At 43.7% G+C, this 23821-nt stretch carries 21 protein-coding genes, 1 tRNA gene and 1 other RNA gene; 9 read left to right on the top strand and 14 right to left on the bottom strand.

All coding sequences use genetic code 11. The features are described from left to right. Positions 1-329: 329 nt before the first annotated feature. The 9 genes from BS63_RS0104135 to BS63_RS0104095 all read right to left on the bottom strand — a co-directional run bounded on the left by BS63_RS0104135 (position 330) and on the right by BS63_RS0104095 (position 12633). The gene (locus tag BS63_RS0104135; protein WP_050585017.1) at positions 330-4325 is read right to left on the bottom strand and encodes a glycoside hydrolase family 66 protein; all 3996 of its coding nucleotides are present in this window, start codon (positions 4323-4325) and stop codon (positions 330-332) included. Positions 4326-4665: 340 nt separating this feature from the next. Further along, positions 4666-5109 (bottom strand): D-aminoacyl-tRNA deacylase, encoded by a 444-nt coding sequence (gene dtd / locus BS63_RS0104130; protein ID WP_002960494.1) that lies wholly within the window; start codon positions 5107-5109, stop codon positions 4666-4668. Between the two features lie 60 nt (positions 5110-5169). Beyond that, positions 5170-7392 carry a RelA/SpoT family protein gene (locus tag BS63_RS0104125; protein ID WP_002960496.1) on the bottom strand — a complete coding sequence of 741 codons (2223 nt, stop codon included), beginning with the start codon at positions 7390-7392 and terminating at the stop codon, positions 5170-5172. Between the two features lie 452 nt (positions 7393-7844). Continuing rightward, the gene (locus BS63_RS0104120) at positions 7845-8594 is read right to left on the bottom strand and encodes a 16S rRNA (uracil(1498)-N(3))-methyltransferase (protein WP_002960498.1); all 750 of its coding nucleotides are present in this window, start codon (positions 8592-8594) and stop codon (positions 7845-7847) included. After that, complete coding sequence (locus BS63_RS0104115; protein ID WP_002960500.1) at positions 8594-9550, bottom strand: hypothetical protein; 957 nt, start codon at positions 9548-9550, stop codon at positions 8594-8596. Before BS63_RS0104115 ends, BS63_RS0104120 begins: the two co-directional genes overlap by 1 nt. 6 nt (positions 9551-9556) lie before the next feature. Further along, entirely contained in the window at positions 9557-10510 is a 954-nt protein-coding gene (gene prmA, locus BS63_RS0104110; RefSeq protein ID WP_002960502.1) for a 50S ribosomal protein L11 methyltransferase, read from the bottom strand. A gap of 177 nt (positions 10511-10687) precedes the next feature. Continuing rightward, positions 10688-11068, bottom strand: coding sequence for an ASCH domain-containing protein (locus BS63_RS0104105; protein WP_002960503.1), 381 nt, complete (start codon positions 11066-11068; stop codon positions 10688-10690). Continuing rightward, the gene (locus tag BS63_RS0104100; RefSeq protein WP_002960505.1) at positions 11046-12092 is read right to left on the bottom strand and encodes a hypothetical protein; all 1047 of its coding nucleotides are present in this window, start codon (positions 12090-12092) and stop codon (positions 11046-11048) included. Before BS63_RS0104100 ends, BS63_RS0104105 begins: the two co-directional genes overlap by 23 nt. Before the next feature lie 70 nt (positions 12093-12162). After that, positions 12163-12633, bottom strand: coding sequence for a DUF3013 family protein (locus BS63_RS0104095; RefSeq protein WP_019776430.1), 471 nt, complete (start codon positions 12631-12633; stop codon positions 12163-12165). A gap of 80 nt (positions 12634-12713) precedes the next feature. On the opposite strand from BS63_RS0104095, the gene BS63_RS0104090 reads away from it, so the two are divergent. The 9 genes from BS63_RS0104090 (at position 12714) to yaaA (ending at position 19367) form a co-directional block, all read left to right on the top strand. Next, on the top strand, positions 12714-13982 hold the full coding sequence (locus BS63_RS0104090) for a replication-associated recombination protein A (RefSeq protein WP_002960508.1): 1269 nt from the start codon (positions 12714-12716) through the stop codon (positions 13980-13982). Positions 13983-14056: 74 nt separating this feature from the next. Further along, positions 14057-14248, top strand: a non-coding RNA gene (ssrS, locus tag BS63_RS1000000111735) — 6S RNA. Position 14249: 1 nt separating this feature from the next. Beyond that, a tRNA-Lys gene (locus BS63_RS0104085) sits at positions 14250-14322 on the top strand. A 75-nt stretch (positions 14323-14397) separates the two neighbouring features. Further along, positions 14398-14976, top strand: coding sequence for a DUF4947 domain-containing protein (locus BS63_RS0104080; protein ID WP_019769809.1), 579 nt, complete (start codon positions 14398-14400; stop codon positions 14974-14976). Between the two features lie 335 nt (positions 14977-15311). Next, positions 15312-16010: a 2,3,4,5-tetrahydropyridine-2,6-dicarboxylate N-acetyltransferase gene (gene dapD, locus BS63_RS0104075; RefSeq protein WP_002960513.1), complete on the top strand. Its 699-nt coding sequence runs from the start codon at positions 15312-15314 to the stop codon at positions 16008-16010. A 148-nt stretch (positions 16011-16158) separates the two neighbouring features. Next, positions 16159-17286, top strand: a complete 1128-nt coding sequence (locus BS63_RS0104070) for an N-acetyldiaminopimelate deacetylase (protein WP_002960515.1) — start codon at positions 16159-16161, stop codon at positions 17284-17286. Between the two features lie 73 nt (positions 17287-17359). After that, the gene (locus tag BS63_RS0104065; RefSeq protein ID WP_002960518.1) at positions 17360-17899 is read left to right on the top strand and encodes a 5-formyltetrahydrofolate cyclo-ligase; all 540 of its coding nucleotides are present in this window, start codon (positions 17360-17362) and stop codon (positions 17897-17899) included. Continuing rightward, a complete protein-coding gene (locus tag BS63_RS0104060) occupies positions 17883-18569 on the top strand; it encodes a rhomboid family intramembrane serine protease (protein ID WP_002960520.1) in 687 nt (228 codons plus the stop codon). The genes BS63_RS0104065 and BS63_RS0104060 overlap by 17 nt, the downstream gene beginning before the upstream one ends. Positions 18570-18635: 66 nt before the next feature. Beyond that, on the top strand, positions 18636-19367 hold the full coding sequence (gene yaaA, locus BS63_RS0104055; RefSeq protein ID WP_002960522.1) for a peroxide stress protein YaaA: 732 nt from the start codon (positions 18636-18638) through the stop codon (positions 19365-19367). Positions 19368-19708: 341 nt separating this feature from the next. Here yaaA and nrdG read toward each other — a convergent pair whose 3' ends face one another. The 5 genes from nrdG to nrdD all read right to left on the bottom strand — a co-directional run bounded on the left by nrdG (position 19709) and on the right by nrdD (position 23788). After that, positions 19709-20308, bottom strand: a complete 600-nt coding sequence (nrdG, locus tag BS63_RS0104050) for an anaerobic ribonucleoside-triphosphate reductase activating protein (protein WP_002960525.1) — start codon at positions 20306-20308, stop codon at positions 19709-19711. Continuing rightward, entirely contained in the window at positions 20301-20816 is a 516-nt protein-coding gene (locus BS63_RS0104045; RefSeq protein WP_002960526.1) for a GNAT family N-acetyltransferase, read from the bottom strand. The genes nrdG and BS63_RS0104045 overlap by 8 nt, the downstream gene beginning before the upstream one ends. Before the next feature lie 161 nt (positions 20817-20977). Further along, positions 20978-21115: a hypothetical protein gene (locus BS63_RS1000000112120; protein ID WP_002960534.1), complete on the bottom strand. Its 138-nt coding sequence runs from the start codon at positions 21113-21115 to the stop codon at positions 20978-20980. Between the two features lie 21 nt (positions 21116-21136). Beyond that, the gene (locus BS63_RS0104035; RefSeq protein WP_002960539.1) at positions 21137-21415 is read right to left on the bottom strand and encodes an IreB family regulatory phosphoprotein; all 279 of its coding nucleotides are present in this window, start codon (positions 21413-21415) and stop codon (positions 21137-21139) included. Between the two features lie 165 nt (positions 21416-21580). Beyond that, a complete protein-coding gene (gene nrdD / locus BS63_RS0104030; RefSeq protein ID WP_019785244.1) occupies positions 21581-23788 on the bottom strand; it encodes an anaerobic ribonucleoside-triphosphate reductase in 2208 nt (735 codons plus the stop codon). Between the last annotated feature and the right edge of the window lie 33 nt (positions 23789-23821).

The raw sequence follows: 23821 nt of genomic DNA, 5'->3' as shown, positions 1-23821 counted from the left end.
AGTGTCCCTTGAATCCCGCGACACTTCACAAGTAAACTCGATAATAGTTTACTTGTGAGTTAGTATGGAAGGTAGACAAGCTACTCTAGTACTTGTCGTAAGCCTCCCTTGAACCTTAAAACGAGAGAGTGAGGGAAATCGATTTGACGAAATCACGATTTGTCCCGCTCTCTCTTAATTTAATGGACCTAATCCTACTTCTTTTTCTAACGCTAAATACTTTGACACAGTGAATAGTTTTTTAACGGTCCAAAGACTATTTGAAAAACTATTACCAACTGCGCAAGAGCAAGAAAATGGATGGCAGAGCCCCACCACTTTCCTCTAGCTTATTTTTTTTCATGCCTTGCCAAAAGTCCTGTCATACCAACAAAGACAAGACCAAGAACAATAATGAGAACAACGGTCTTGTGATCCCCAGTCTTAGGCAACTTGTCTGAAGATGAAGTCGTGCTTGTTTTAGAAACAGGCTCTGATTTCTTTTCTGGGCTAGTTGCAACTGATGATTTTACTCCTGCTACTTGTGGAGAGGCTGGTTGACCAACTTTTTCCAAGTCTGTAGCTTCTTTAGGGAACTCTGAAGATTTTTGACGGCCTTCTGAATCAGTTGCCACCTTGTTCTTATCTGCATCGGCTACTTTTTTAGACTTAGCTGAGTCTGTATTCGCTGGAGTATCAGTGTCATCCGTTTTAGGATCATCTACTGTTTGATTAGGAACTACTGGTAGACTTGGCTTCACCTGTTCCTGATCGCTTGTATCAGTATTTGGATCTGACGGTTTGGTCTCAGGATCTTCTGGACCAGAATTGTCTGGACCATCCTCCGGAGTCGTTGATTTTCCAGATTGATCGGTTGAAGACCCTTTTGTAGAATCCTGATTAGCCTTGTTGGAATCAGCCTCATTAGTCTTATTCTTATCTGCATCGTTTGCATTATTAGGCTGATTGTCATTATTTTCTGGTGTTGATGGCTTAACAGTTGGAGCCTTGTCTGAGTCTACCTGACCAGCTTCTGGAGCTTTATCTGTTCCCGAATCTGGAGTGACCTCTGACTTAGTCTCATCAACTTCTGGATCATCTGCCTCTTTGGCTGGATTGCTGGTGTCTGCTGCTTGAGTTGAATCAGGCTTAGCCGCTTCTGGTGCGGCTGCCTTGTCGACAGAAGGTTTAGCCTGGTTTGGTTCTGTTGCTTGTGGTTGTTCAGCTACTGCTGGGACCTGGTCAGCAACTGGGGTCTCGGTAGATGATTGATTAGCCTTGGAGTCTCCTTGCTTGTCTGGAACGGTCGGTGTCTCGATCTCTGCCGGTTGAACAGAGAGATTGCCGGCAGGAACTATAGGAGTATCTGAAGACTGGTCTGTTGCTGCTGGCTCAACTGGACTAGTTGACTCAGGAGTAGAAGTGCTATTTGTCGGAGCTTGGTCTGCCTTATCAGCTGCTTGACCTTGGTTAGTCGGTCGTTCAGCTACTGGTGTAACTGAAGTATTGGCTGGACTAACTTGGGAACTTGGTTGCGTTTGAGCTGTTGGTTCATTTAATTCAGGTTGTTCTGAATTTTCTTGAGTTGCTGGAGTTTCATTTGAAGCTGGTGTTTGGTTCGCTTCAGGCTGACTTTGGCTAGCCGCTTGCTCTTGACTTGCAGGCTCAGGGCTTACGGCTCGATCAGCGGCTTGGTTTGCTTCAGGTGCATCTACCTTAGCAGGTTCAGCTGTCGCTGGAGTCACCTCAGCTTCAGGTTCAGTAGCTGGAGATTCTGCTTGGTTAATAGCTTGTCCTTGCTCGGCCGGTGCCGCTTGGTCTTGAGCTGGTTCTGAAGTTTGCTCTTTTGCGTCTGCTGCTGGTTGACTTGTTTCGTTTTCAGCAACTTTATCATCGCTAGATTGAGCTGCAGGTGTTTGAGCTTGATCAGCTTCAGGAGCAGATTCTTGGTCGGCATTGGAGATGTAGACCACGTCCCAAAGAGTCAATTTAGGCACATTAATAACCAAAACAGGTTTACCATTTTCGTCAGTTTTTACAGATGCAGAAACCTTTTGCAGATTAGATTTGGACCAGTCATCTGGAGAGGTCACATAGGTTTGGTTAGCCATCCGTTGAGCATCTTCCATTGAGACATCCCCCAGAGCATACTTAACCGTCAGGTTGGTTTGCTCATCTGGGGTCTTGTTGGCTGCCAAACCATCTTCATTCTTCCAGTCAGAGTTAATGCCCATCAAGTTAAGGAGTTGAACGGTTCTAAAGTTATCGCCTTTTTTTCCGTAAGTCCAAACTTGATTGCCAGTAATACCTTTGGCGTCGGTCGAAAGCTTTTGACCATTTGAGTCAAAAGTATTTACTTGGGCATCATCATTTTCAACACCATCACGCAAAACGTTTTCATAAGCGGTGATGAACTGTTGATAATCATTATTTTTGCGGGTTAATTCGCTTGAGGTCTTCAAGCTTTGAGTTGGGTAATAAGCAGTTTGGAGAACGCCAATTCCTTGGCCTCCGTCCGTTTCGTCTTGCTGGTTAGCAAGAACTGCGAGGGACATATGGTAACCACCGGCAGCGGCGATTGAGGCAGAGGTCAAGAGAACCGCATCTGTTTGCAGGGATTTACCTGCTTCAGCATCAGCCTTGGAACCGCCATTTTCGCTACCTTCCATATAGGCACCGACAATAAGAGATTTTCCAGTCACCTTGCGAACTTCATCAACACGGGCCTTGAGGTCACCGTATTCGGTTTGACTGCGGCCATCTCCGAGGGCAGAGCCGCCGAAAGGCCAGATTTCGTTGTAGATAACATCTTGATTACCGTCTTTGAGACGATAGATTTGTTCACCGTTAACATCGTTTACGGTTAAGTAGTAGTTGGGTAATTTTTCCTTAATGGCACGAAGGAATTCCGCATAACCTTCGGTCAGCCAAAATTTCTTAGAGGGGTCATTGCTATCCTTATCAGCATAGCTGTAAACTTCGTTATCTCCGATAGTATCACCCTGCCAACCATCAAAGCCACCATTCTTCATGGCTTGACCCATCTTGTCAGCAATGTAATCTTGCCAGAGTTTGCTAGTTGGGTTGTAGTAGCGTTGGATTTCGACATCCTCTTCTTGCCCGTCTTTTGGAATTTTCACGGTGTAAGACATCGGTTGTCCTTGAGCACCATAACCGCGGTCATCGCTATTATAAGCGTATTCCGTCTCTGGCAAAACAGGAGCTTCACCGGTATTGGTATTTTCTGCCAAAATCATGTTGTAAAGCATGGCAACAGCGCCACCATCATGAACTTGATTGACAATATCTTTGACAGCTTGGGTATCAATTTCTGAGCCACTCCAAGTGTTCCAGTCTTGTTTGAAAGTGTCTTCATCACTTGGGAAGGGATTGGTAGCAGTCTTGTAAACATCATAGAAGAAGTATGAATTGATGTTCATATTCTTCATCTTTTCAATTTCTGCACGGTAACGGTCAGCATCCTTAGACAGCAGGCTGTTGTTGGTATCTTGAGAACCCCCAACAATTCCGTAACGGGGGAATTTGGTCCAATCACTTTCAACGGCAATGGCCTTGTTGACCTCGCTGAGAGTATTATTGTCAGCGTCAGCCACGCGAACCTTAAGCAGGTAGCCATGATTGTTTTCAAATTGTGAAGCAGGAATCTTCAAGTCGCCGGATTGCATCTTGTAGCCTTCACCGGCTTTGAGATGTTTGCTGAACTTGTAGGTCCCTAGTTTGTTGTCAATATAATAAACATCAGCGTAAACAGTTACGTCTTGCTCTTTATCTGTTGTGTTCTTGAAGTCAACAGATAGGTTGACATCTTCACCCTGACGATAGCTGGCCTTGTCGGCTGACAAGTCAACAATTGCATCGCCAGATTGTGAAGAAACAACAGATCGAGTTGCGGTTACCTGAGCACTTGTTGCTCGGATAACCCCAGGTCCGTTGCTGGTAGATGATTGGTTTTGGGTTGCATCTTGAGCGTATTTCTCAACAGAATCCGCCGAGGTTGTCGCTGGTGCAGAAGCATCAGACGTTTCAGGCGGTGTTTGTTCAGCGGGATCTTGAAGTTCTGTACTTGAGTCAGGACTTTGTGATTCTTGCTGAGCATTGGGTTTCAGGCTCAAATTGCTCGTGTCCTCTTCCATTGCTGGGCTGATCTCCTTCTCTTGTGACTGGGGCTGCTCAACAGCGGCTTGTGATGTACTAACCACAATGGAAGCCTCATCGGCTACCTTGGCGGTTTGGTTTGCAAGCTCATCTGCATGAGTAGTGCCAGCTGAAACTGAGAGCACCATTCCAAAAGCAAGTAGAAATAACATGCTAGGGAGAGATAGCATTCTGTTATTCACGGCCTTTTTCTCCTTCTAATTTTTTATGATCGAGCGACCTGTTTAAGGTGCTCCAAAATCATAAGTGTATTTTACTGAAAATCTATGAAAACACAACCCTAATACTTGAAAAACACCGACTAATTTCATACCCAAAACCATTTCATTTTTACTGGCTTTGTAAATAAAGAAAAAGCCGAGCCCTGTGAGCTAGCCTTTTCTTTATTGCATAAAACCTAAATCATCAAATTTATTACCATTTTGTTACAAAACGCAAACAATTTAATGATTGGAATAATTTAAATAGCCAAACACTTATTAAATAAGGTTCTTTACGCATTTAGACTCATTAATGGTTTTTACTATCTAAAATAATTGTAACCGGTCCATCATTAACCAAGGACACTTTCATATCCGCTCCAAACTCTCCTGTCTTGACCGGAAGGATTTTTGAAAGGATTTTGTTAAAATCTTGATAGAGTTTTCTGGCTATTTGGGGTGAGGCTGCTTCAGTAAAAGACGGCCGATTTCCCTTTTTCGTATTTGCAAATAAGGTAAATTGGGATACGGAAAGGATTTCTCCTTGGATATCTTGAACCGACAAGTTCATCTTGTCTTCCGGATCCGAAAAGATCCTTATATTAAGGACTTTTCGAGCCAGATAGTTTACATCCTCTGCTTCATCATCAGGACCAATACCAACCAGTAAAAGAAGCCCTTGACCAATAGAAGCGACTGTTTTTCCTCCAATAGTCACCTGAGCTTGACTAACCCTTTGCACTACTATTTTCATAATAATTTAGCAGCCTCCTCCTATAGTTTTAGGTTTGGAATCAGAGAAATAGTTGCAATTTTAACCATTCGTCCGTTTTACGGAATAGACATCCGGAACCACCTTAATCTTGTCTACAACAGTCGTTAAAGTGGTTAAATTCGGAATTTTGAAGCTGACATGGATATTAGCAAATTTCATATCCTTGGTCGGTTGAGCATTGACCGTAGAAATACTCTTGGTCTGGGTTGAAAGGATTTGCAGGATATCATTTAAGAGACCAGAGCGGTTGAGACCGTAAATATCAATTTCGGCTAGATATTCTTGACTGGCTTGGCTAGACCCATCCCATTCGACATCAATCAGTCTTTGCTCATAGCCATCTTGACTTTTGATGTTGTGGCAATCAGCACGGTGGATAGCTACCCCACGCCCCTTAGTGATGTAGCCTTCAATTGGGTCACCGGGAACTGGATTACAGCACTTGGCAATCCGCATTAAGAGACCTGAAGAGCCTTGAATAATGACTCCATTTTCACTCTTAACCTTGAGAACATCCTTATTTTGATGCTTAACTTCACCGCCGTTCATCAATTCATCAGCTTCTGCTTTGGCCTTGGCTCTTTCTTCTTCCCGCCTTTCTTTTTCTGTTAGACGGTTAAAGACGGCAGCTGGACTGATCTCACCAAAACCGATAGCTGCATAGAGGGCCTCTTCACTGCGGGCGCTCATACGGGGCAGGATTTCGTCAATATGCTTCTTATCTAGGTACTTATTGGCGATATAGCCCTGTTCTTGGAAGTAATCAACCAAGAGGTCACGCCCCTTGCTGATGGACATTTCCTTATCTTGATTCTTGAAGAATTGGCGAATCTTATTGCGAGCCTTGGTTGTTTTGACCAGCTTGATCCAGTCGCGGCTAGGTCCAAAGGAATTCTGGTTGGTGACTATTTCAACCACATCTCCGGTTTTGAGCTTGGCTGTCAGAGGGACCATGCGGCCGTTGACCTTGGCTCCGACGGCCTTTTCACCAACTTGGGTGTGAATGGCATAGGCAAAGTCAATTGGACCAGAATCCCTCGGCAATTCCTGAACATCACCCGACGGAGTGAAAACGTAAATCCGAGCAGAGAAGATGTCTTCCTTGACCGAATCAACGAATTCCTGAGCATCCCCATTAGAGCCTGCCTGCAGCTCAACTAGATCCTGAATCCAGTTCATCCCGATAGCAGATTCTTGGGCGTCAACCTTGCCCTTGATACCTTTTTTATAGGCCCAATGGGCAGCAACCCCATATTCGGCCACTTCGTGCATCTCTTGGGTCCGGATTTGAATTTCAATGGGACCCTTGGGACCGTAGACGGTGGTGTGGATGGATTGGTAACCGTTAGATTTAGGGTTGGCAATATAATCCTTGAAACGCCCCGGCATTGGCCGCCAGAGCTCATGAATGTAGCCCAACATGGCATAGACATCGCTAGGCGTATCCATGATACAGCGGATGGCAATCAAATCATAAATCTGATCGAAGCGTTTTTTCTTATCCCGCATTTTACGGTAAATGGAATATATATGCTTAGGACGACCATAAATCTTTCCCTGTAAGCCTTGTTCAGCCGTATAGGCCTTGATCTTTTCCACAATTTCATCAACTAGGCTTTCCCGTTCCCGCCGTTTTTCATGCATCATGTGGGAAATCTTGTAGAATTCTACTTCATTGAGATAGCGGAAAGCCAAATCTTCCAGCTCCCACTTGATGGCACTAATCCCCAAACGATGGGCCAGAGGAGCATAGATTTCCATGGTTTCGCGAGATATACGTTTTTGTTTATCCGGCCGTAAATGTTTTAGAGTCCGCATATTATGAAGGCGGTCAGCTAATTTAACCAGGATAACTCGAATATCCTTGGACATGGCCATAAGCATTTTGCGGTGGTTTTCAGCCAATTGCTCTTCATGGGATTTATACTTGACCTTACCAAGTTTGGTGACCCCATCAACAATCTGGCTAATTTTTAGGCCAAAATCTCTTTCCAAGTCCTCTAAAGTGACCTCTGTATCCTCAACCACATCGTGAAGAAAACCACAGGCAACACTGGTAGCATCCAACTGTAAACCAGCCAAAATCCCCGCAACCTGGATGGGATGAATGATGTAAGGTTCCCCTGACTGGCGTTTTTGTTCTTTATGGGCTTCTGTCGCATAGTCTAAAGCCTTCTGTACTAGTGCTACATCATCATCGGTCATATAGCCTTTGACAAGCTCAATAACTTCTGGCCCACTTAAATTTGGGTTAGTTGCCATATTTCCACCTCTAACTAAAACTTGTATCCGATCCTAAAATTCTCCCAGATTAGGCTCTGCCAAACCTATCGGAAACTATCTTTAGAGACCTAAGTTGCCTTAATTTTAACACTTTTTGACCTCTAAGAAAAGATAGAAGAAAACCCAAATTATTTTCACAAAAGAAGATGAAAATTTCATTTTGTTTGACTAGAAAGATTTAGGATTTCAAAAGCTTAGAACCCGAGCAAGGGCGACTGATTTCCCTAACAGCTGCAACTATCGGAAGCGGAAAGACTAGCTAAAAAAGAGACTAAAGTTTGATTCCTAGTCCCCATATTTTTATCCCAATAAAATTTAAACCAGTGGCTTTGCTGGCCTTCTTCTATCACTCTCAAGATGCTGATAAAATGGTTTATCAGCCAAGCATGAAGGAGTCAAAAATCGACTGCCTAACAAATCTAATTGGAACCCTACTTGCCTTGACTCATTTCCAAGGCATAGCTGACGGCGCTGAGAGCATAAAGAGGAGCGGTCTCGGTCCGCATGATACGAGGACCCAAGCCTACTTCTAGAGCGCCAAATTCCTTGAAGTCAGCGACTTCTTCTGGAGACACGCCTCCTTCGGGCCCAAAGATAAAGAGAAGCTTGTCACCTGCTTGGATCTGGTTGAGCTCCTTGGCCAGAGTCGTCAACTGCCCCGATTTGGCCGTTTCCTCATAGGCTAGGAAAATCTTATCAAAGTCAGAAAAACAGTCAATAAAGTCAATCTTCTTCTCAAAGAGCTTAACCTGGGGTAGATGGTTACGCTTGGACTGTTGGGCCGCTCCCAGAGCGATTTTCGCTAACTTTTCTTCCTTCTTAGCTAGCTTTTTGCCATCCCATTTGACAACCGACCAATCAGCTGGGAAGGCCCAGATGGCCTCTGCCCCTAGTTCTGTGGCCTTTTGCGTAATCCAATCCAGCTTATCCCCCTTGGGAAAGCCCGAGGCGATGGTGACTGAGACCGGTAGTTCAACATTATCCTCAAGCTCCTTTATCAGCTCCAAGGTTTGCTGAGTCGGATCCGTTACCTTGGCCAAATGTTTAATGCCGTCGTCAAAAACGAGGACAACCTGATCCTTTTCCTTCAGACGCATGACTTGAAACATGTGTTTGGCCGTATCTTTATCCTTAATGGTTAAGAGATTGTCTGGCTGGCCTTTGATAAAATACTGTTGCATCACCGCTCCTTCCTATTATTCTTTTTAATTCCCCAGAGAAGGATGCGGACAAGCCAATAAATGATAAAACCAATTACTAAACCACGGCCAAGAAGAGCTGGCATAATTCCTTGTTCAACCATCTCACCTCCAAAAATGATGACAGCTAGGAAAAGAAGCACTTCTAGAGCAATCCGAATAAAGGTTCTTATTGGTTTGAAATTAATTTCTTCTTTAGGAGTTGGAAGGTATTCTCCCCAATAGTCTTGACTTTGCCACTTTAAAATGGCTGCATAGCCATATTCTACATGAAGTCGAGAAAAAACAACTGTAAACAGAATAAAACATGATAATCCTAAGCCAGCCACCAATGATTCCTTTATTAAAATAGGTGCGAGCATGGTTACGCCGAAAATCAACAACAAAGTGCCTGGTGAAGAGACTGACGAAGCAGCTAGAAAGTTCTTTTGGGTGCGCTCTTGGCTCATCCCCTTGGTCAATTCCTTTCGTAGCCAAAATACATTGTAGGCTAGACAGGAAAAGTAAAGCAAACTCCCACCTATCAAGGAAAGCAAAGACCAGCGGGAACCATAAATATCTAACATATTTTTTTCAGCCAAAAAAAGGATAGCAGATAAGATCACTAGAGTCAGATAAAACAAGAAAACAAAGCTTAATTGCCAAAGAGAACTAAATCGCTGATGACGATAGAAGAAGTGTCTTAGAGGAGCAATTGGATATATCAAAAAAGAAATCGCCATAAATACAAGACAAACCAATGAAATGATTGAAATCACATCTTGAGGAGGGGTAACACCATAGTAAATCACCGTTAAGGAGTGGAGTAAATAATCAATTCCTGCCAGTGCAAAACCTGCAATCCCTAGCACTAACATTCCCATAGAAGCACGAGTCGTAACTAATGATTTGAAATAATTAGCATTTAGGGTTGTCGCTGACTTTTTTGTCGCCGTCACTTATTCTTAGCCTCCAATCACGCCCGACAGGTCATCGGTCTTTTTGAAAATCAGGGTATTCCACTCTCCTTGAACCATCTGGGTCTCCAGTAAGAAACCACTGCTGTAGGCTGCTTCCAAGACCAGATCCAACTTGTCGGCGATAATCCCTGAAAGAATCAGATAGCCCTGGTCTTTGACCAGACGGTAGGCATCATCAGTCAATTTTACCAAGATATCAGCTAGAATATTGGCCACAATAACATCCGCCTCCTGCTGCACGCCCTCCAAGAGGTTGCCCGCAGCCACATGAATGTTGGCCATGTCAGGGTTGAGGTCGATATTTTCCTGAGCCACCCGCACAGCTACATCATCTAGGTCGTAGGCGTAGATGTCCTTGGCCCCGAGGAGGGAGCTGGCAATGGAGAGCACGCCCGAACCGGTTCCAACATCTAGGACAGTCTCACCGCCACGCAGAACCTGCTCCAGGGCGTAGAGACTCATCTCGGTCGTCGGATGGGTACCAGTTCCAAAGGCCATACCAGGGTCCAGCTTGATAATCTTTTCTCCAGCTCCAACTTGGTAATCCGTCCAAGAGGGGACAATGGTCAAATCATGGCTGATTCGAGTTGGTTTGTAGTACTTCTTCCAATTTTCCGCCCAGTCTTCCTCGGCCAATTCATGGCTAGATAGGTGGGTCTGACCCATCTTCAAGCCAAATTCTGGCAAGTGCTGGATAGCCTGATTGACCTGATCCTTGATTGCCTCAATATCCATAGAATCAGGGTAATAGGCCGTAATTTTAACCGTCTCAGACTGCACGACCTCTGGAAAGAGCTCACCATACTTGCCAACAGGACCCAGATAGTCAGCACTATCCTCAATAGCCACACCCTGGCTACCTGATTCCACCAAAATATTAGCAACCGCCTCCTGAGCCTCCCGATTGACCGCCACCGTCAACTCTTGCCACTTGTCCATGATAAACCTCCTAGAAATCCAAACGCCAACAAGCCTCTAAACTGCAACCTGCCAAACGCCCTTAAATCTTTAATTTACAGTATGTTCATTATAGCATAGATGGGGGAGAGGAGATATCGCTGAAGTGATTGTACTCTTTCCCCATCTCCCTATTCAGGATTTCATATTATCAATGGCTCAATCTCCAATGTAACAAAATGATTGTGGTGCAACTCTGATGCTAGAGTCAAACTCTGATAACTCTAACGGTTTTTCGTAGCGTATAAATTTTTCTATTTTTATAGCAAAACCACTCTCTTTGTCTTTAAAGTAGTCATAGAAAAATTCTTCTGTAATTCCAGAAAATCTTTTGGTATTATCCCAAAGTTGATCAATACTTTCTTCTATAATATCAGCTATTTCAAATTCACCTACAACTTTCCCATATGGCTTAGTTGCATAAACTACGATAGACGAAACGTCTGAACGTTTGAACACTTTTTTTCTGTATTCAAATTTTTTTCTTCCTTCAATTATTTCTTCAACAAATTCTGGCTTAATTGATAATAAAGCTTTCATTTATTTCACCCATTTCTAAAACTTTGTTGAACTGATTATCCGTTAAAGAGAGGTAACCAAAATAATTATTTCTATCAAGTCCAACTTGTTCAATTAATTTTTTTCTGATAATCCGTTTTTGTAGAGGTGCATTATATAGCATCTTAATGATATAAGGATAACGATTATTATTCCAAAACTTAATCAATTCACTCTCAGAAAAGATTGTACCCTTTCCACAATACCGAAGGAAATCTTCCAATGAACTAAACTTATCTATATTTATAACTTCAAGAACTGTACAGATTGAAGTTGCAACAGAACTGTATTCTGCGGATTTCCCATTTTCAGATGTTCGATATATAACGACTAAATCTCCTGAATTCATATTCAGAACACCCTGCATTTTACAAAGGTAGACTTTTTCACTTGTATTTGTAAAAGATAGATCTTCCACTAAGTGGTTTCGTTCGGTGTGTAACCTTGAGAAAGGAAATAATTTAGTATGGAAATTAGGATGAATTCCTAATAGATACTTTTGTGTATTTCCTGATAGATTGAATCTTGGAAAATCCTTATACAGATTATCGAAAACCGTTAAATCTTTAAAATAGACTAATTCCCCATTACTTTTGCATCCCCATTGTCGAAAACCAAATCGCTCAAAAAGCCTTCTTAATCTTTCTTGCTTTGAAAATAATGTAACATAAGTAAAATCATGACCTTCATTTATCATCTTCCTCAAAATAATACTTAAAAAGCGCTGTCCAAGGACTGTTCCATGAGAATTAATTTTAAATGTTCCAATTTTTAAACGGCGTCTCTCATTAAAGAAAGGATTAATGCTGCTATCTGCTTCATATTCATCCTTAAGATAAAGAAATCCCAATAACCGATTTTGATCTATCAATACGTAAGCTTCCTCATTGGATTTCCGATAGAGCCAATCATCAAATCCATCATAATCATCTCTCAACGAATTAAAAAAAGGATCCTGAAAATTTAAAGTTCCTATTGGAACTTTTTGAATTACATCATTTTTCATGAGTTTCCTCCATAATTTTTCTACCTACAATATATTATTCATAATTTGATTTTTCCTTACAACTAAGTTTCTAATACCTCGGATACCCGTACAACTCAGTCTCTTCCAGCTCTGCTCTGCCATTTTCAAAAGCTTCCTTATCCCAATGGAGGCTGAATTCTTGGATGCTGTCATCTGTCAGGAAGTCCATAAGGTCGCTGAGGCCCTCGGTCACAACCTCATTGAGGGTTTGGGCGAAATAGGCCAGAAATTCTCGGGACAGGCCCTTCTTGGGCTGGTAGGGAATGGCTACTAAGTAGTCCTCTGGAGCAAAGGTTGACTTTTGGGGATTGTAGAAGATGACATAATCCTCAAAGAGGACATTCTGGTCGGAACTTTCTCCCTGGTCATCGACAGTTTCGACGGCAGCGATATTCTGTGCCTCAAGGGCAAAGGCTACCTCGACAGCGTGGTTTCGCTTGTCCCAATCCATGGCGAAATCATAGTCAAAATGCTGCTCCAGCTCCTCCTCCAGAACCGATAAAAATCCGTACTTAGCCATCTGCTCTCCTTCTTGCTTGTTGCTTTTTGTGTTACAATAATTCTATCATAAAAATCTACGATTAAAAGGAGCTGTATGCTATGACAGCAAATCTAGCCTTACGAATGCGGCCCAGAACTATAGGTGAGATTATCGGCCAAAAACACCTGGTCGGTCCAGGTAAAATTATCCGCCGAATGATTGAGGCCAATATGCTTTCTTCCATGATTCTCTACGGTCCGCCAGGAATCGGCAAGACCTCCATCGCCTCGGCCATAGCGGGGACGACCAAGTTTGCCTTTCGCACCTTTAATGCCACAACCGACAGCAAGAAACGCCTGCAGGAAATCGCCGAGGAAGCTAATTTTTCCGGCGGTCTGGTTCTCATGCTGGATGAAATCCACCGCCTGGACAAGACCAAGCAAGACTTTCTTCTACCTCTTCTGGAAAACGGCAAGATCATCATGATTGGAGCGACAACCGAGAATCCCTTCTTCTCCGTTACGCCTGCCATCCGCTCTCGGGTGCAGATTTTCGAGCTGGAGCCTCTGTCCAATGACAATATCAAGACGGCTATCCAGCGGGCCATTTCTGATAAGGAGCGGGGCTTTGACTTTGAGGTCAGTCTGGATGAGGAGGCCTTGGATTTTATTGCAACGGCTACCAATGGCGACCTGCGTTCGGCCCTCAATTCCTTAGATTTGGCCGTCATGTCCACTCAGGCCGATGACCAGGGACTACGGCATATCACTCTGGACACGGTGGAAAATAGTCTGCAAAGGTCCTACATTACCATGGATAAAAATGGCGATGGCCACTACGATGTCCTATCCGCCCTGCAAAAATCCATCCGTGGTTCCGATGTCAATGCCAGTCTTCACTATGCCGCCCGCCTGATTGAAGCTGGTGACCTGCCCAGCCTAGCCCGCCGTCTAACTGTGATTGCCTATGAAGATATTGGCCTAGCCAATCCTGATGCTCAAATCCATACCGTAACCGCCCTAGAGGCTGCTCAAAAGATTGGTTTTCCTGAAGCTAGAATTCTGATTGCCAACGTCGTAGTTGATTTGGCCCTATCACCCAAGTCCAATTCTGCCTATCTGGCCATGGATGCTGCCCTAAGTGATTTACGGAAATCAGGTAACCTCCCTATTCCTCGCCATTTACGTGATGGTCATTATCAGGGCAGCAAGGAATTAGGCAATGCTCAGGTTTATCTCTATCCCCATAATTATCCAAAAAAGTGGATTAAACAGCAATACCTGCCCGACAAACTTTTAGGGTCCGATTATTTTTCGGCAAATGAAACTGGAAAATATGAGCGCGCTTTAGGGGCAAATAAGGAGCGAATTGACAAGCTTTCTGACTAAATCACGAAAATTTTACTAAAAAAAGCAATTTTCCCCCTTGAAAATATTTTCAAAAATGGTATGATAGGAACATAAAACTGCTGTGGTATACGAATCCACATCACTGTGTTGACCGACTAAATCTTTGTATTTTGGGAAACATAAGTCTTCTTGCAGTATGCAAGCCGTCTCACACGGAAGCAACTAAGCAAGAGCGAGTTACCCACCTGCTTTAACCTGCGGGTTCAATACAAAACGTGGATCATCGGTACCAATACAGCTCTTTCTCCTTCCTTAGCTCAGTTGGTAGAGCAGTGGACTCTTAATCCATGGGTCGTAGGTTCGAGTCCTACAGGGAGGATAATCTTGACATGTGAAAGCCTATGTGAATGGGCTTTTTATTGACTAGGGGTTTATGATGAGAAGAAGAATAATTTTGCTGATATGCCTCTTGGCATCCAGCAGTTTTTTGGTAGCTTGTACCCCCAAAAATCAGTCGAAATCAGCTCAATCGAGCACTTCAAGTTCGACAGACGATGGAGGTAAGTCTAACGCCAAAGGAAAAGAATACGAAAACCGGCACCCTACTGATTTACCTAAGGATGCTGACTCTGCAAAGACAGATAAGATTTATGCAACGGATGGTAGTGAGATTTATTATGAAGGGTCCAATTCAGGGCTAAGCGCTTCTGCCCCTGATTACAAAGGATACACGGCTGACAAGGTCAAGCAAGTTCTCGGTCGTCCCGATCTTACCATCCGGAACAGCTCAGATATTATTGATGCTTTAAAGCAAGAAGAACCTCAGCGTATTATTAGCCTGTTCAAAAACAGTGATATCACCCGTGAGGAGGCTCGTGCTTTCGCCTGGAAGGCAGTTGACTTTGCCCTTAATAATACTGGCGGCTATTACATCTATTATTATAAGCAAAAAAACATTATCCTTTTGTTCAGCGCAGCTAATAACACCTTGGTCTACGTGACTCCCAATCCTACCTATGTCTATTGGCGATAATTGTTTGATAATTTATAAATCCCATCAGGGATTTTTTTGTTAATAAAAATAATATTGCCCAAGCCAGACAGATTTCGCATGAGCGGGGCCACAAGGTAGCGGAGTTTAGCATAGCAATAATTCGAAATCTAGTTCGTGCTCTCCAAAATAACAATGGCCCGACCATTGACCTGACAGGGGTTTCTGCCAGAAGGCAGATCTTGAGTCCTTTTTAGTTAGATTAGGCTCTTGGGAGCCAGGCAGTTGTTAGGTAAGAGTCTCCTTTAAAAATCAACCGCCAAATTTTCAGAATTTTTGGTATAATAGAGGCTAAACGAAAAGGAATGGAGACTATCATGACTGCACAAAAAATGACTGCTCAAGAAATTATTGCCTATATCGGAAATGCCCAAAAGAAAACCAATGTCAAGGTAACTTTTGAAGGACAATTGGCTGGAACCGTCCCAGCATCTGTTACTAAATTAGGCAACATTCTCTTTGGCGACTGGAAGGATATCCAACCTCTCCTCGTTAATTTAACCGAAAATAAGGACTACGTGGTTGAACAAGATGGCCGTAATTCCGCTGTTCCCCTTTTGGACAAGCGAAATATTAATGCGCGGATTGAGCCAGGGGCTATCATCCGCGACCAAGTAACTATTGACGATAATGCGGTGGTCATGATGGGGGCCGTTATCAATATTGGTGCCGAAATCGGAGCTGGTACCATGATTGACATGGGGGCTATATTAGGTGGCCGCGCAACTGTTGGTAAAAACAGCCACATCGGGGCTGGTGCTGTCCTAGCTGGTGTCATTGAGCCCGCTTCTGCTGACCCCGTTCGCATTGGCGACAATGTCTTGGTTGGTGCCAATGCAGTGGTTATCGAAGGAGTTCAGGTTGGTAATGGTTCTGTCGTTGCCGCCGGTGCCATCGTTACTCAGAATGTCCCTGAAAATGTTGTGGTTGCTGGTGTTCCAGCCCGTGTCATCAAGGAAATTGATGCCAAGACCCAACAAAAAACTGCCTTGGAAGATGCCCTGCGTAACCTCTAAGACTGATGATGGAGAGAGTTGTCCACTCTCTTTTCTTATGTAATCTTATATCCTAGCTATTGAATGACAGCACTTGCCAAATTTGATACCAGCTTAGGCTTGACGCCGCCTTCTATAACCATAACCTGCAATGAAAGGACCTGTTTTCATGTTAGATTTAATTAAAATCCGTCGAGACCTCCACCAAATTCCTGAAATCGGCTTAGAAGAATATCAAACACAAAAATACCTTTTGGAAAAAATTGCCATAATCACTCAGGGCAAGGACTTTGTCGAGCAAAGAACCTGGCGAACTGGTATCTTAGTCTTTTTGCATGGTACTGCTCCCCAAAAGACAGTGGGTTGGCGAACAGATATTGATGCCCTACCCGTTGAGGAAGATACCGGCTTGAACTTTGCTAGTCAGCATGAGGGGCGGATGCACGCCTGTGGTCATGATATCCACATGACGACTGCCCTCGGGCTCCTAGATGTTCTGGTACAGAAGCAACCAAAAAACAACCTACTCTTTCTCTTTCAACCAGCTGAGGAAAATTTGGCTGGCGGTAAGCTAATGTATGAGGAAGATGCCTTTGGTGATTGGAAACCAGATGAATTTTACGGTCTCCACGTTCGACCCGATTTAAAGGTCGGTGATATTGCTACCAATACGCATACTCTTTTTGCTGGCACCTGTGAAACCTTGATAACCTTCAAAGGAACTGGTGGTCACGCTGCTTTCCCACACAAGACCAATGATGCCCTGGTCGCTGCAGCCTATTTTGTGACCCAGGTGCAAACTATTGTCAGCCGCAATGTTGATCCCATTGAGGGAGCGGTTGTGACCTTTGGCTCCCTACATGCTGGCACCACCAATAATGTTATTGCTGAGGAAGCCAAGCTGCATGGTACCATCCGCACCCTAACTCAGGAAATGAACCTGTTGACCCAGAAACGTTTGCAGGAAATTGCCAAAGGGGTTGCTCAATCCTTTGAGCTAGAGTTGGATGTGGAGCTCATCCAAGGAGGCTATTTGCCAGTTGAAAATAATCCTGAACTCGCCAAGGACTTGATGACCTTCTTCGACCAGGAAACGGATGCCAACCTGATTGACATTCTTCCTGCCATGACCGGTGAGGATTTTGGTTACTTGCTCCATAAAATTCCCGGCGTCATGATTTGGTTGGGGGTTGATTCTGATTATCCACTGCACAGTCCCAAAATGAATCCAAAGGAAGAGGTTCTTCCGTTCGCGGTTGAAGCTATCAGCAAATTCTTGAACTATCGTGCAAACTGAGACTATTCACTTGAAGGAGCGGATTTTTTTGGTTAAATCTGTCAATTCACAGGAAAAATGGTAAGATAAGGGCATGTTAAAAAAAGAAATTCGGCAAACAATTTTAAGACAGTTAAAGGCTCAAGACAAGGAGCGTAAAGCTGAGATTGACAAGTCTTTACTGGAGCAAGTTTTGACTAGTCCAGAGTACCGAGAGGCTCAAACTCTGGCGACTTATCTGGCTTTTGATTTTGAATACAATACCCAGGCTCTAATTAACCAAACTAAGAAAGACGGAAAAGTCGTTTTAGTGCCAAAAACTTACCCTAAAAGTCAGATGATTTTTACGGAATACATTCCAGATGAACTAGAAATGACCAAATTTGGTATCTGGGAGCCAAAAAGTGACCAGGCCTTTAACAAGGATAAGATTGATCTCATCCACGTCCCAGGACTAGCCTTCAATAACGAAGGCTTCCGGATCGGCTTTGGGGCCGGTTTTTACGACCGTTACTTGGAAGATTTTCAAGGTGAGACGATTAGCACCATCTATCCCTGTCAAGAAATTGATTTCCAAGCTGACTCTCATGATATCCCTGTAAGAAAGGTCTTCACCTATGCTCAAAGATTTTAAAAAATATCCGGCGACCTATGTCTTGCTTGCTCTTACTCTGGTAGTTTTCCTGGCTCTACAGCTTGTTTACTTCGGCCAGGCCACAAGCTCGCTTGCCATCTATCATTTTGGGGGGATGTTTGGGCGAGCGATCCAATATGATCACAGTCAAATCTGGCGACTAGTTTCCCCCATTTTTGTTCATATCGGTTGGGAGCATCTAATTTTTAATGGGGTTACCCTCTATTTCGTAGGTCGTATTGCCGAGGATCTCTGGGGGGCAGGAAAATTTCTCCTCCTCTATCTCCTTGCTGGGCTGATGGGGAATGCTGCCACCCTCTTCTTCACACCGACTGTGGTTTCGGCAGGAGCATCAACCTCCCTCTTCGGACTCTTTGCAGCGGTTGTCATTGTTGGTTATATTGGTAATAATGCTGTCCTCAAGCAAGTCGGTCGGCAATTCTTAATCCTTATTGCACTAAATCTGGCCTTTAACCTGATGGACCTCCTATCTGGCCATCCTAGTATCAGCATTGTGGGCCATCTTGGTGGGCTCCTTGGTGGTGGTCTTACGGCCCTTTTCCTTCCAATGAAACGCTACCGTTCTGGAATTCCTGTCAGTCTAAAAATTACTGCCCTCGTTGCCTATCTGGTCTTTGCTATCGGTATGGTCTTCTTGTCAATTTCCTAAAAGCTGGCACTGACCGGTCTGTGAGCCTATCTTCCTTCAACGAGATATCTATTTATCGGTAATATTATGAAATTTTTAATTCCTACAGCAAAAGAAATGCAGGTCAGAGAGCAAGGCAACTACCTGGATCTCACCGCCAAAAGTCAGGCTATCTTAGAGGTCTTAGCCCAAGCCAGTCTGGCTGAACTCGAGAGAATTTATGCAATCAAGCCGGAGGCTGCTAAAAAAGAAGCCAATCGGCTAAGGTCTTTACAGGAAAGGCAAGTCCTTAGTTACTCGGCTTTAACACTTTTCAACGGTCTTATGTATCGTCAGATTGACAGAAACTTGACCGATCTTGATAAGAAGTTTACAAGAGAACATGTCTTTATTACCTCTGCTTTTTACGGGATTATCAATGCTTTGGATGGCATTGCCGAACATCGTCTCGATTTCAACTGTAAAGTTATGGTTGACGGTCAGTCTCTGAAAAATTACTGGCGGCCAGCTTATGATGATTTCATTCAGTCAATTCCTGAGAACGAGCCCATCATCTCCCTTTTGTCTAGTGAATTTGAATCAGTTTTCTCACCTAAATTAGCTAGGTCTCTTATCAGACTAGTTTTTCAAGAAAAAAAGGAAGGCAAGCTCAATACCCATTCCACCATCTCTAAAAAAGGACGCGGTCAGCTCTTGAATCAGATTATCAAGCAAAAGATTGCTACTATCCCGGCTCTAAAAGAATTGGAATTCGCTGGCTTTTCTTATCGCTCCGACCTATCAAACGATAAGCGTTTAGTCTTTGTAAAAACTGTATAATATACTTTGAAAATTAAATATCCTGACACCCTGACGGGCAAAGAAAATCTATAATTTTTAGAGAAACTCAATTTGCTTGAGTAGTCCACGCGGTCTATCTAGGCCTTCCTTATGGCCCCATCAAGGCCGTTTCCTCTGTACTACATCACTTTTTAGAATCACTGGAGGTTGCTACGAATGGCCGACTTTCTCCTTCCTAGATTTATAATTTCTAAAGCGTATGAATGTTAATGGATATACCTAATACCTATATAAAAAGCATAAAACTGTCAAAAGTTTTACGCTTTTCTTTTTGAATAGTTCAAATCTTTTCGATCGCTTTCGGAATTCCTAGAAAGCCCCTATATGAGATTATTGCGACTGACCTGCTCGAAACTGGTCTGACCATCATTGAGCTTTTCCCAAATGACAACCTGGCCTTGGTCCAGGGATTTTTTGACATCAATAATTCGTTGATTGGATGAGCCACGGAACTGAAGCATCAAATTCTTCTTCTTGATGTCGAAACGGCCATCCACTAAGATGTCAACAAGATTCAATAATTCCAACTTGTCTGGCGTTTCCAGCATCAGCTCTTCCCAGGTGTAGCCTGTCCAAGACCAGATGTCCTTTTCTGGTAATTCCTTGCGAATCCGTTTAACTAATGGCAACAAAATGCCTGTGTTAAGGAAGGGCTCGCCTCCCAATAGGGTCAACCCTTGCACGTAAGGCTGAGCCAAATCAGTTATAATTTGTTCTTCAAGTTCTTGGGTGTAAGGAATTCCTGCCCTAAAAGACCAAGTTGCCGCATTATAGCACCCTTCACAATGAAACATGCAGCCACTGACATAGAGGGAATTTCTGACCCCTTCGCCATCAACAAAGTTGAAAGCCTTGTAGTCAATAATTCGACCCTGACTCAGTTCCTCTGCCTTCCATTCCTGTGGTTTTGGATTATTCATCTCTCTTTTCTCCTACTTCTATCCAATAGCGTTCCACGCCATCAACTATCGTGTCAAGAACACCACCATTAGCGAGAATAACTGCTCGACTGGCTGGGTTATTACTATGGCAGGTCACTAGGGCTTGCTTGATATTTTTAGCTTGACAGACCTGTAAAGCTCTTGACAACATCTCTTTAGCATAACCCTTTCCCCTTTGGCTAGGTCTGACTGAGTAGCCAATATGACCACCTACCTTGGACAAGGCAGGGTTGAGGCGTAAACGAAGGCTGAGGAAGCCCAAGGCCTGACCGTTATCAGCAAATGCCAGAAATTGTATGGCTGGAACCCAGTTGTCTGCTAAGTTCAAGCTTAGCTCGGTCGCTTGGTTTTGCTCCAGCCAAGCCTTGTAATCAAAGTTCTGACTGTCCCAAAAACCACCAGCATGGGATGAATCTTCTCGCTCAAATTCTGCCATTAAATCTAAAACTGCTGCCTTGTCAGCCAGCCTAGGCCGTCGCAACTCCATAAGCTCTCTTTTCCATCTTATAGTCAATGAAAATCAAAAGTTCCCGAGTCAACGAACTGCAGACAGTACTGATGTAGGGCCAAGTGAGTTAACGATACGATCTTTTGATTTACAAAGGGTATTAATAGGAAAGAGCTGGGCGGACCCAACTCTTTAGCCATCTATTTCTTTTCTTTTTGAGCCTGCTTCAAGAGGGCCTGAACTCGAGCCTTGCGGCTGGTCTGGCTACCTTTGGAGTTCTTCTCATGATAACGCTCCACCTGAGCCTGCCCCTTATAGTCTAGCTGAAACTTTCCCATATCTAGACGCCTCGTCCTTCCTTATTTTGAAATCAATGATTTCTCTTGCAGATAGTAACGCACCAATTCGTCAACAATTTCATCGGGATGATGACGACGAATATTATTGCGGGCATTATTATGACGAGGAATATAGGCGGGATCGCCACTGAGAATGTAACCGACAATCTGATTGACAGCATCATAGCCAATCTCATTAAGTGAGCGGGAAACCGTCATCAGGTCATCCTTCAAGGTTTTGGCATCCTCATCTAGCTTGAAAAGAACTGTATCGCTGGTAAAATTCTTATCTCCTGCCATCCTTGCTCCTTTTTCTTGAACACGTCAACGACTCGGTGGAAAAAGCAGTTTAATCGAAATAGTTCCGACTAACCTCGCTTCCCATTTCCAAGCACGGGTTAAAAAATCTACTGCATTTTTAGCCTTCGAGTCGTTTGACGGCTTTCTATTTATTGCTTATTTATCTTAGGCCTCGTGCTGTCCTGGGTTATTAATGGTTGAGCCATTCATGTGTTTCACACGAGCGGAAATTTCCTTGTGACGACCATTAACCATTGGACGTGCTTGAGGATTACCGAGGTAGCCACAGGTCCGTTTAACGACATCTACGGTCTTAGGATCGGTGTTGCCACAATTTGGACACATGAAGCCACGTTCTGTTGGGGTAAAGTCCCCTTCAAAACCACACTCATAACATTTATCAATTGGGGTATTGGTGCCTAGGTAACCAACACGGTCATAGGCATAGTCCCATACAGCCTCCAACGCCTTAGGATTTTGCTGCAGAACTGGATATTCACAATAGTGAATGAAGCCTCCTGATGCACCCAATTCTGGATAGTCTTTTTCAAAATCTAGCTTTTCAAATGGCGTTGGGTTCTTGCGGACATCATAGTGGAAGGAATTAGTATAGTATTCCTTATCGGTAACGTCCTTGACCTTACCAAATTTTTCAGTATCCAGACGACAGAAGCGGTCGGTCAAGCTTTCTGATGGTGTTGAATAGATAGAAAAATGGTAATCATATTCATCTGACCAAGCTTCAACCAATTTCTTCATTTGACGAATGATATCCTTGGTAAATTCCTTGGCCTCTGGATTACCTTCCCACTCACCACCGTAAAAGACAGTCGCCACTTCGTAAAGGCCAATATAGCCCAGAGAAACGGTCGCCCGGCGATTTTTAAAGAGGTCGTCAACATTGCCAGTCTTACTGAGCCGCTTACCGAAGGCTCCATATTGATAGAGAATTGGAGCATTGGCTGGGCTGGCCTCTTTAACCCGACCCACGCGGTAAACTAAGGCATCCTTGGCAATTTGCATCCGTTCTGCAAAAATATCCCAAAACTTATCCATATTTCCTTGGGATTCCAAGGCGATTCTTGGCAGGTTCACGGTAACGACTCCCAGGTTCATCCGGCCAGAATTGATTTCTTGGCCAATTTCATCCTTCCAACCTTGAAGGAAAGAGCGACAACCCATAGGAGCCTTGAAAGAACCTGTCAAATCAATGATTTTATCATAGGAGAGAACATCTGGATACATGCGTTTGGTGGCACATTCCAAAGCCAGCTGCTTAATATCGTAGTTAGGTGCCCCTGGTTCTAGGTTAAGTCCCCGCTTGAGGGTGAAAATCAACTTAGGGAAAATAGCTGTCCGATGTTCGCTACCCAGACCCTTGATGCGAATTTGCAAGATGGCCCTTTGAATTTCCCGTTCAAACCAGGAAGTTCCTAATCCAAAACCTAGGGAAGTAAATGGGGTTTGACCGTTTGAGGTAAAGAGGGTATTGATCTCGTATTCTAGACTTTGCATGGCATCGTAGATGTCCTTCTTGGTCTTAGACCGAGCATAATCCTCTTGCTTGTCCTCAGCTACCCATTCCTTGGCATCTTTGAGATGCTTTTGGTAATTGAGCTCCGCATAAGGAGCCAAGAATTCATCAATCCGGTCAGCTGTACAGCCACCATATTGGCTGGAAGCTACATTGGCAATAATTTGAGAAATCTGGGCAGTCGCTGTCTGAATAGACTTGGGACTTTCAACCTCAGCATTGCCAATCTTAAAGCCATTGGCCAACATACCCTTGAAGTCAATCAAGCAACAGTTGGTCATTGGCGTGTAAGGGCTGTAATCCAAATCGTGGAAGTGGATATCCCCCTTTTGATGAGCATTAGCGACATGAGGCGGCAACATTTTCAGACCGATGGACTTGCCAACGATACCAGCTGTCAAGTCCCTTTGCGTATTAAAGACATCGCTGTCCTTATTGGCATTTTCATTGACAACGGTTTGGTCCTTGTTAATCAACTTATCAATGGTAAAGTTGATGTCTGTCGCTTGCGAACGAGCAAAATCCCTTTGCGTACGGTAGTTGATGTACTCTTGGGCAATAGCGTACTCGTTGGCGTTGAGCAGTTCATGCTCAACAATGCTCTGAATTTCGTAAATCTTGATATCTGCCATAAAGCGATTGGCGATTTCAGCGACGATTCGGTCACAAATGCCTTTTAATTTGGCTTCCATCAGGGGAGACATATTAGAGACATTTTGGCTGGCCTTAATCAGAGCTTGATAAATCTTGTCGCTATCAAAAGGAAGGCGACGGCCATCACGCTTAATAACAGTAATTTCAGGATCGGTTACGATAAATTCTTTTTCTAGTGTAATCATTCTTTCCACCTCGGAGACCATTATAACACAAGG

Origin of the sequence: Streptococcus sobrinus DSM 20742 = ATCC 33478, assembly GCF_000686605.1 — a bacterium.
GTDB lineage: Bacteria > Bacillota > Bacilli > Lactobacillales > Streptococcaceae > Streptococcus > Streptococcus sobrinus.
The sequence above is the reverse complement of the archived record's forward strand: the minus strand, read 5'-3'. Positions and strand labels throughout refer to the sequence as shown.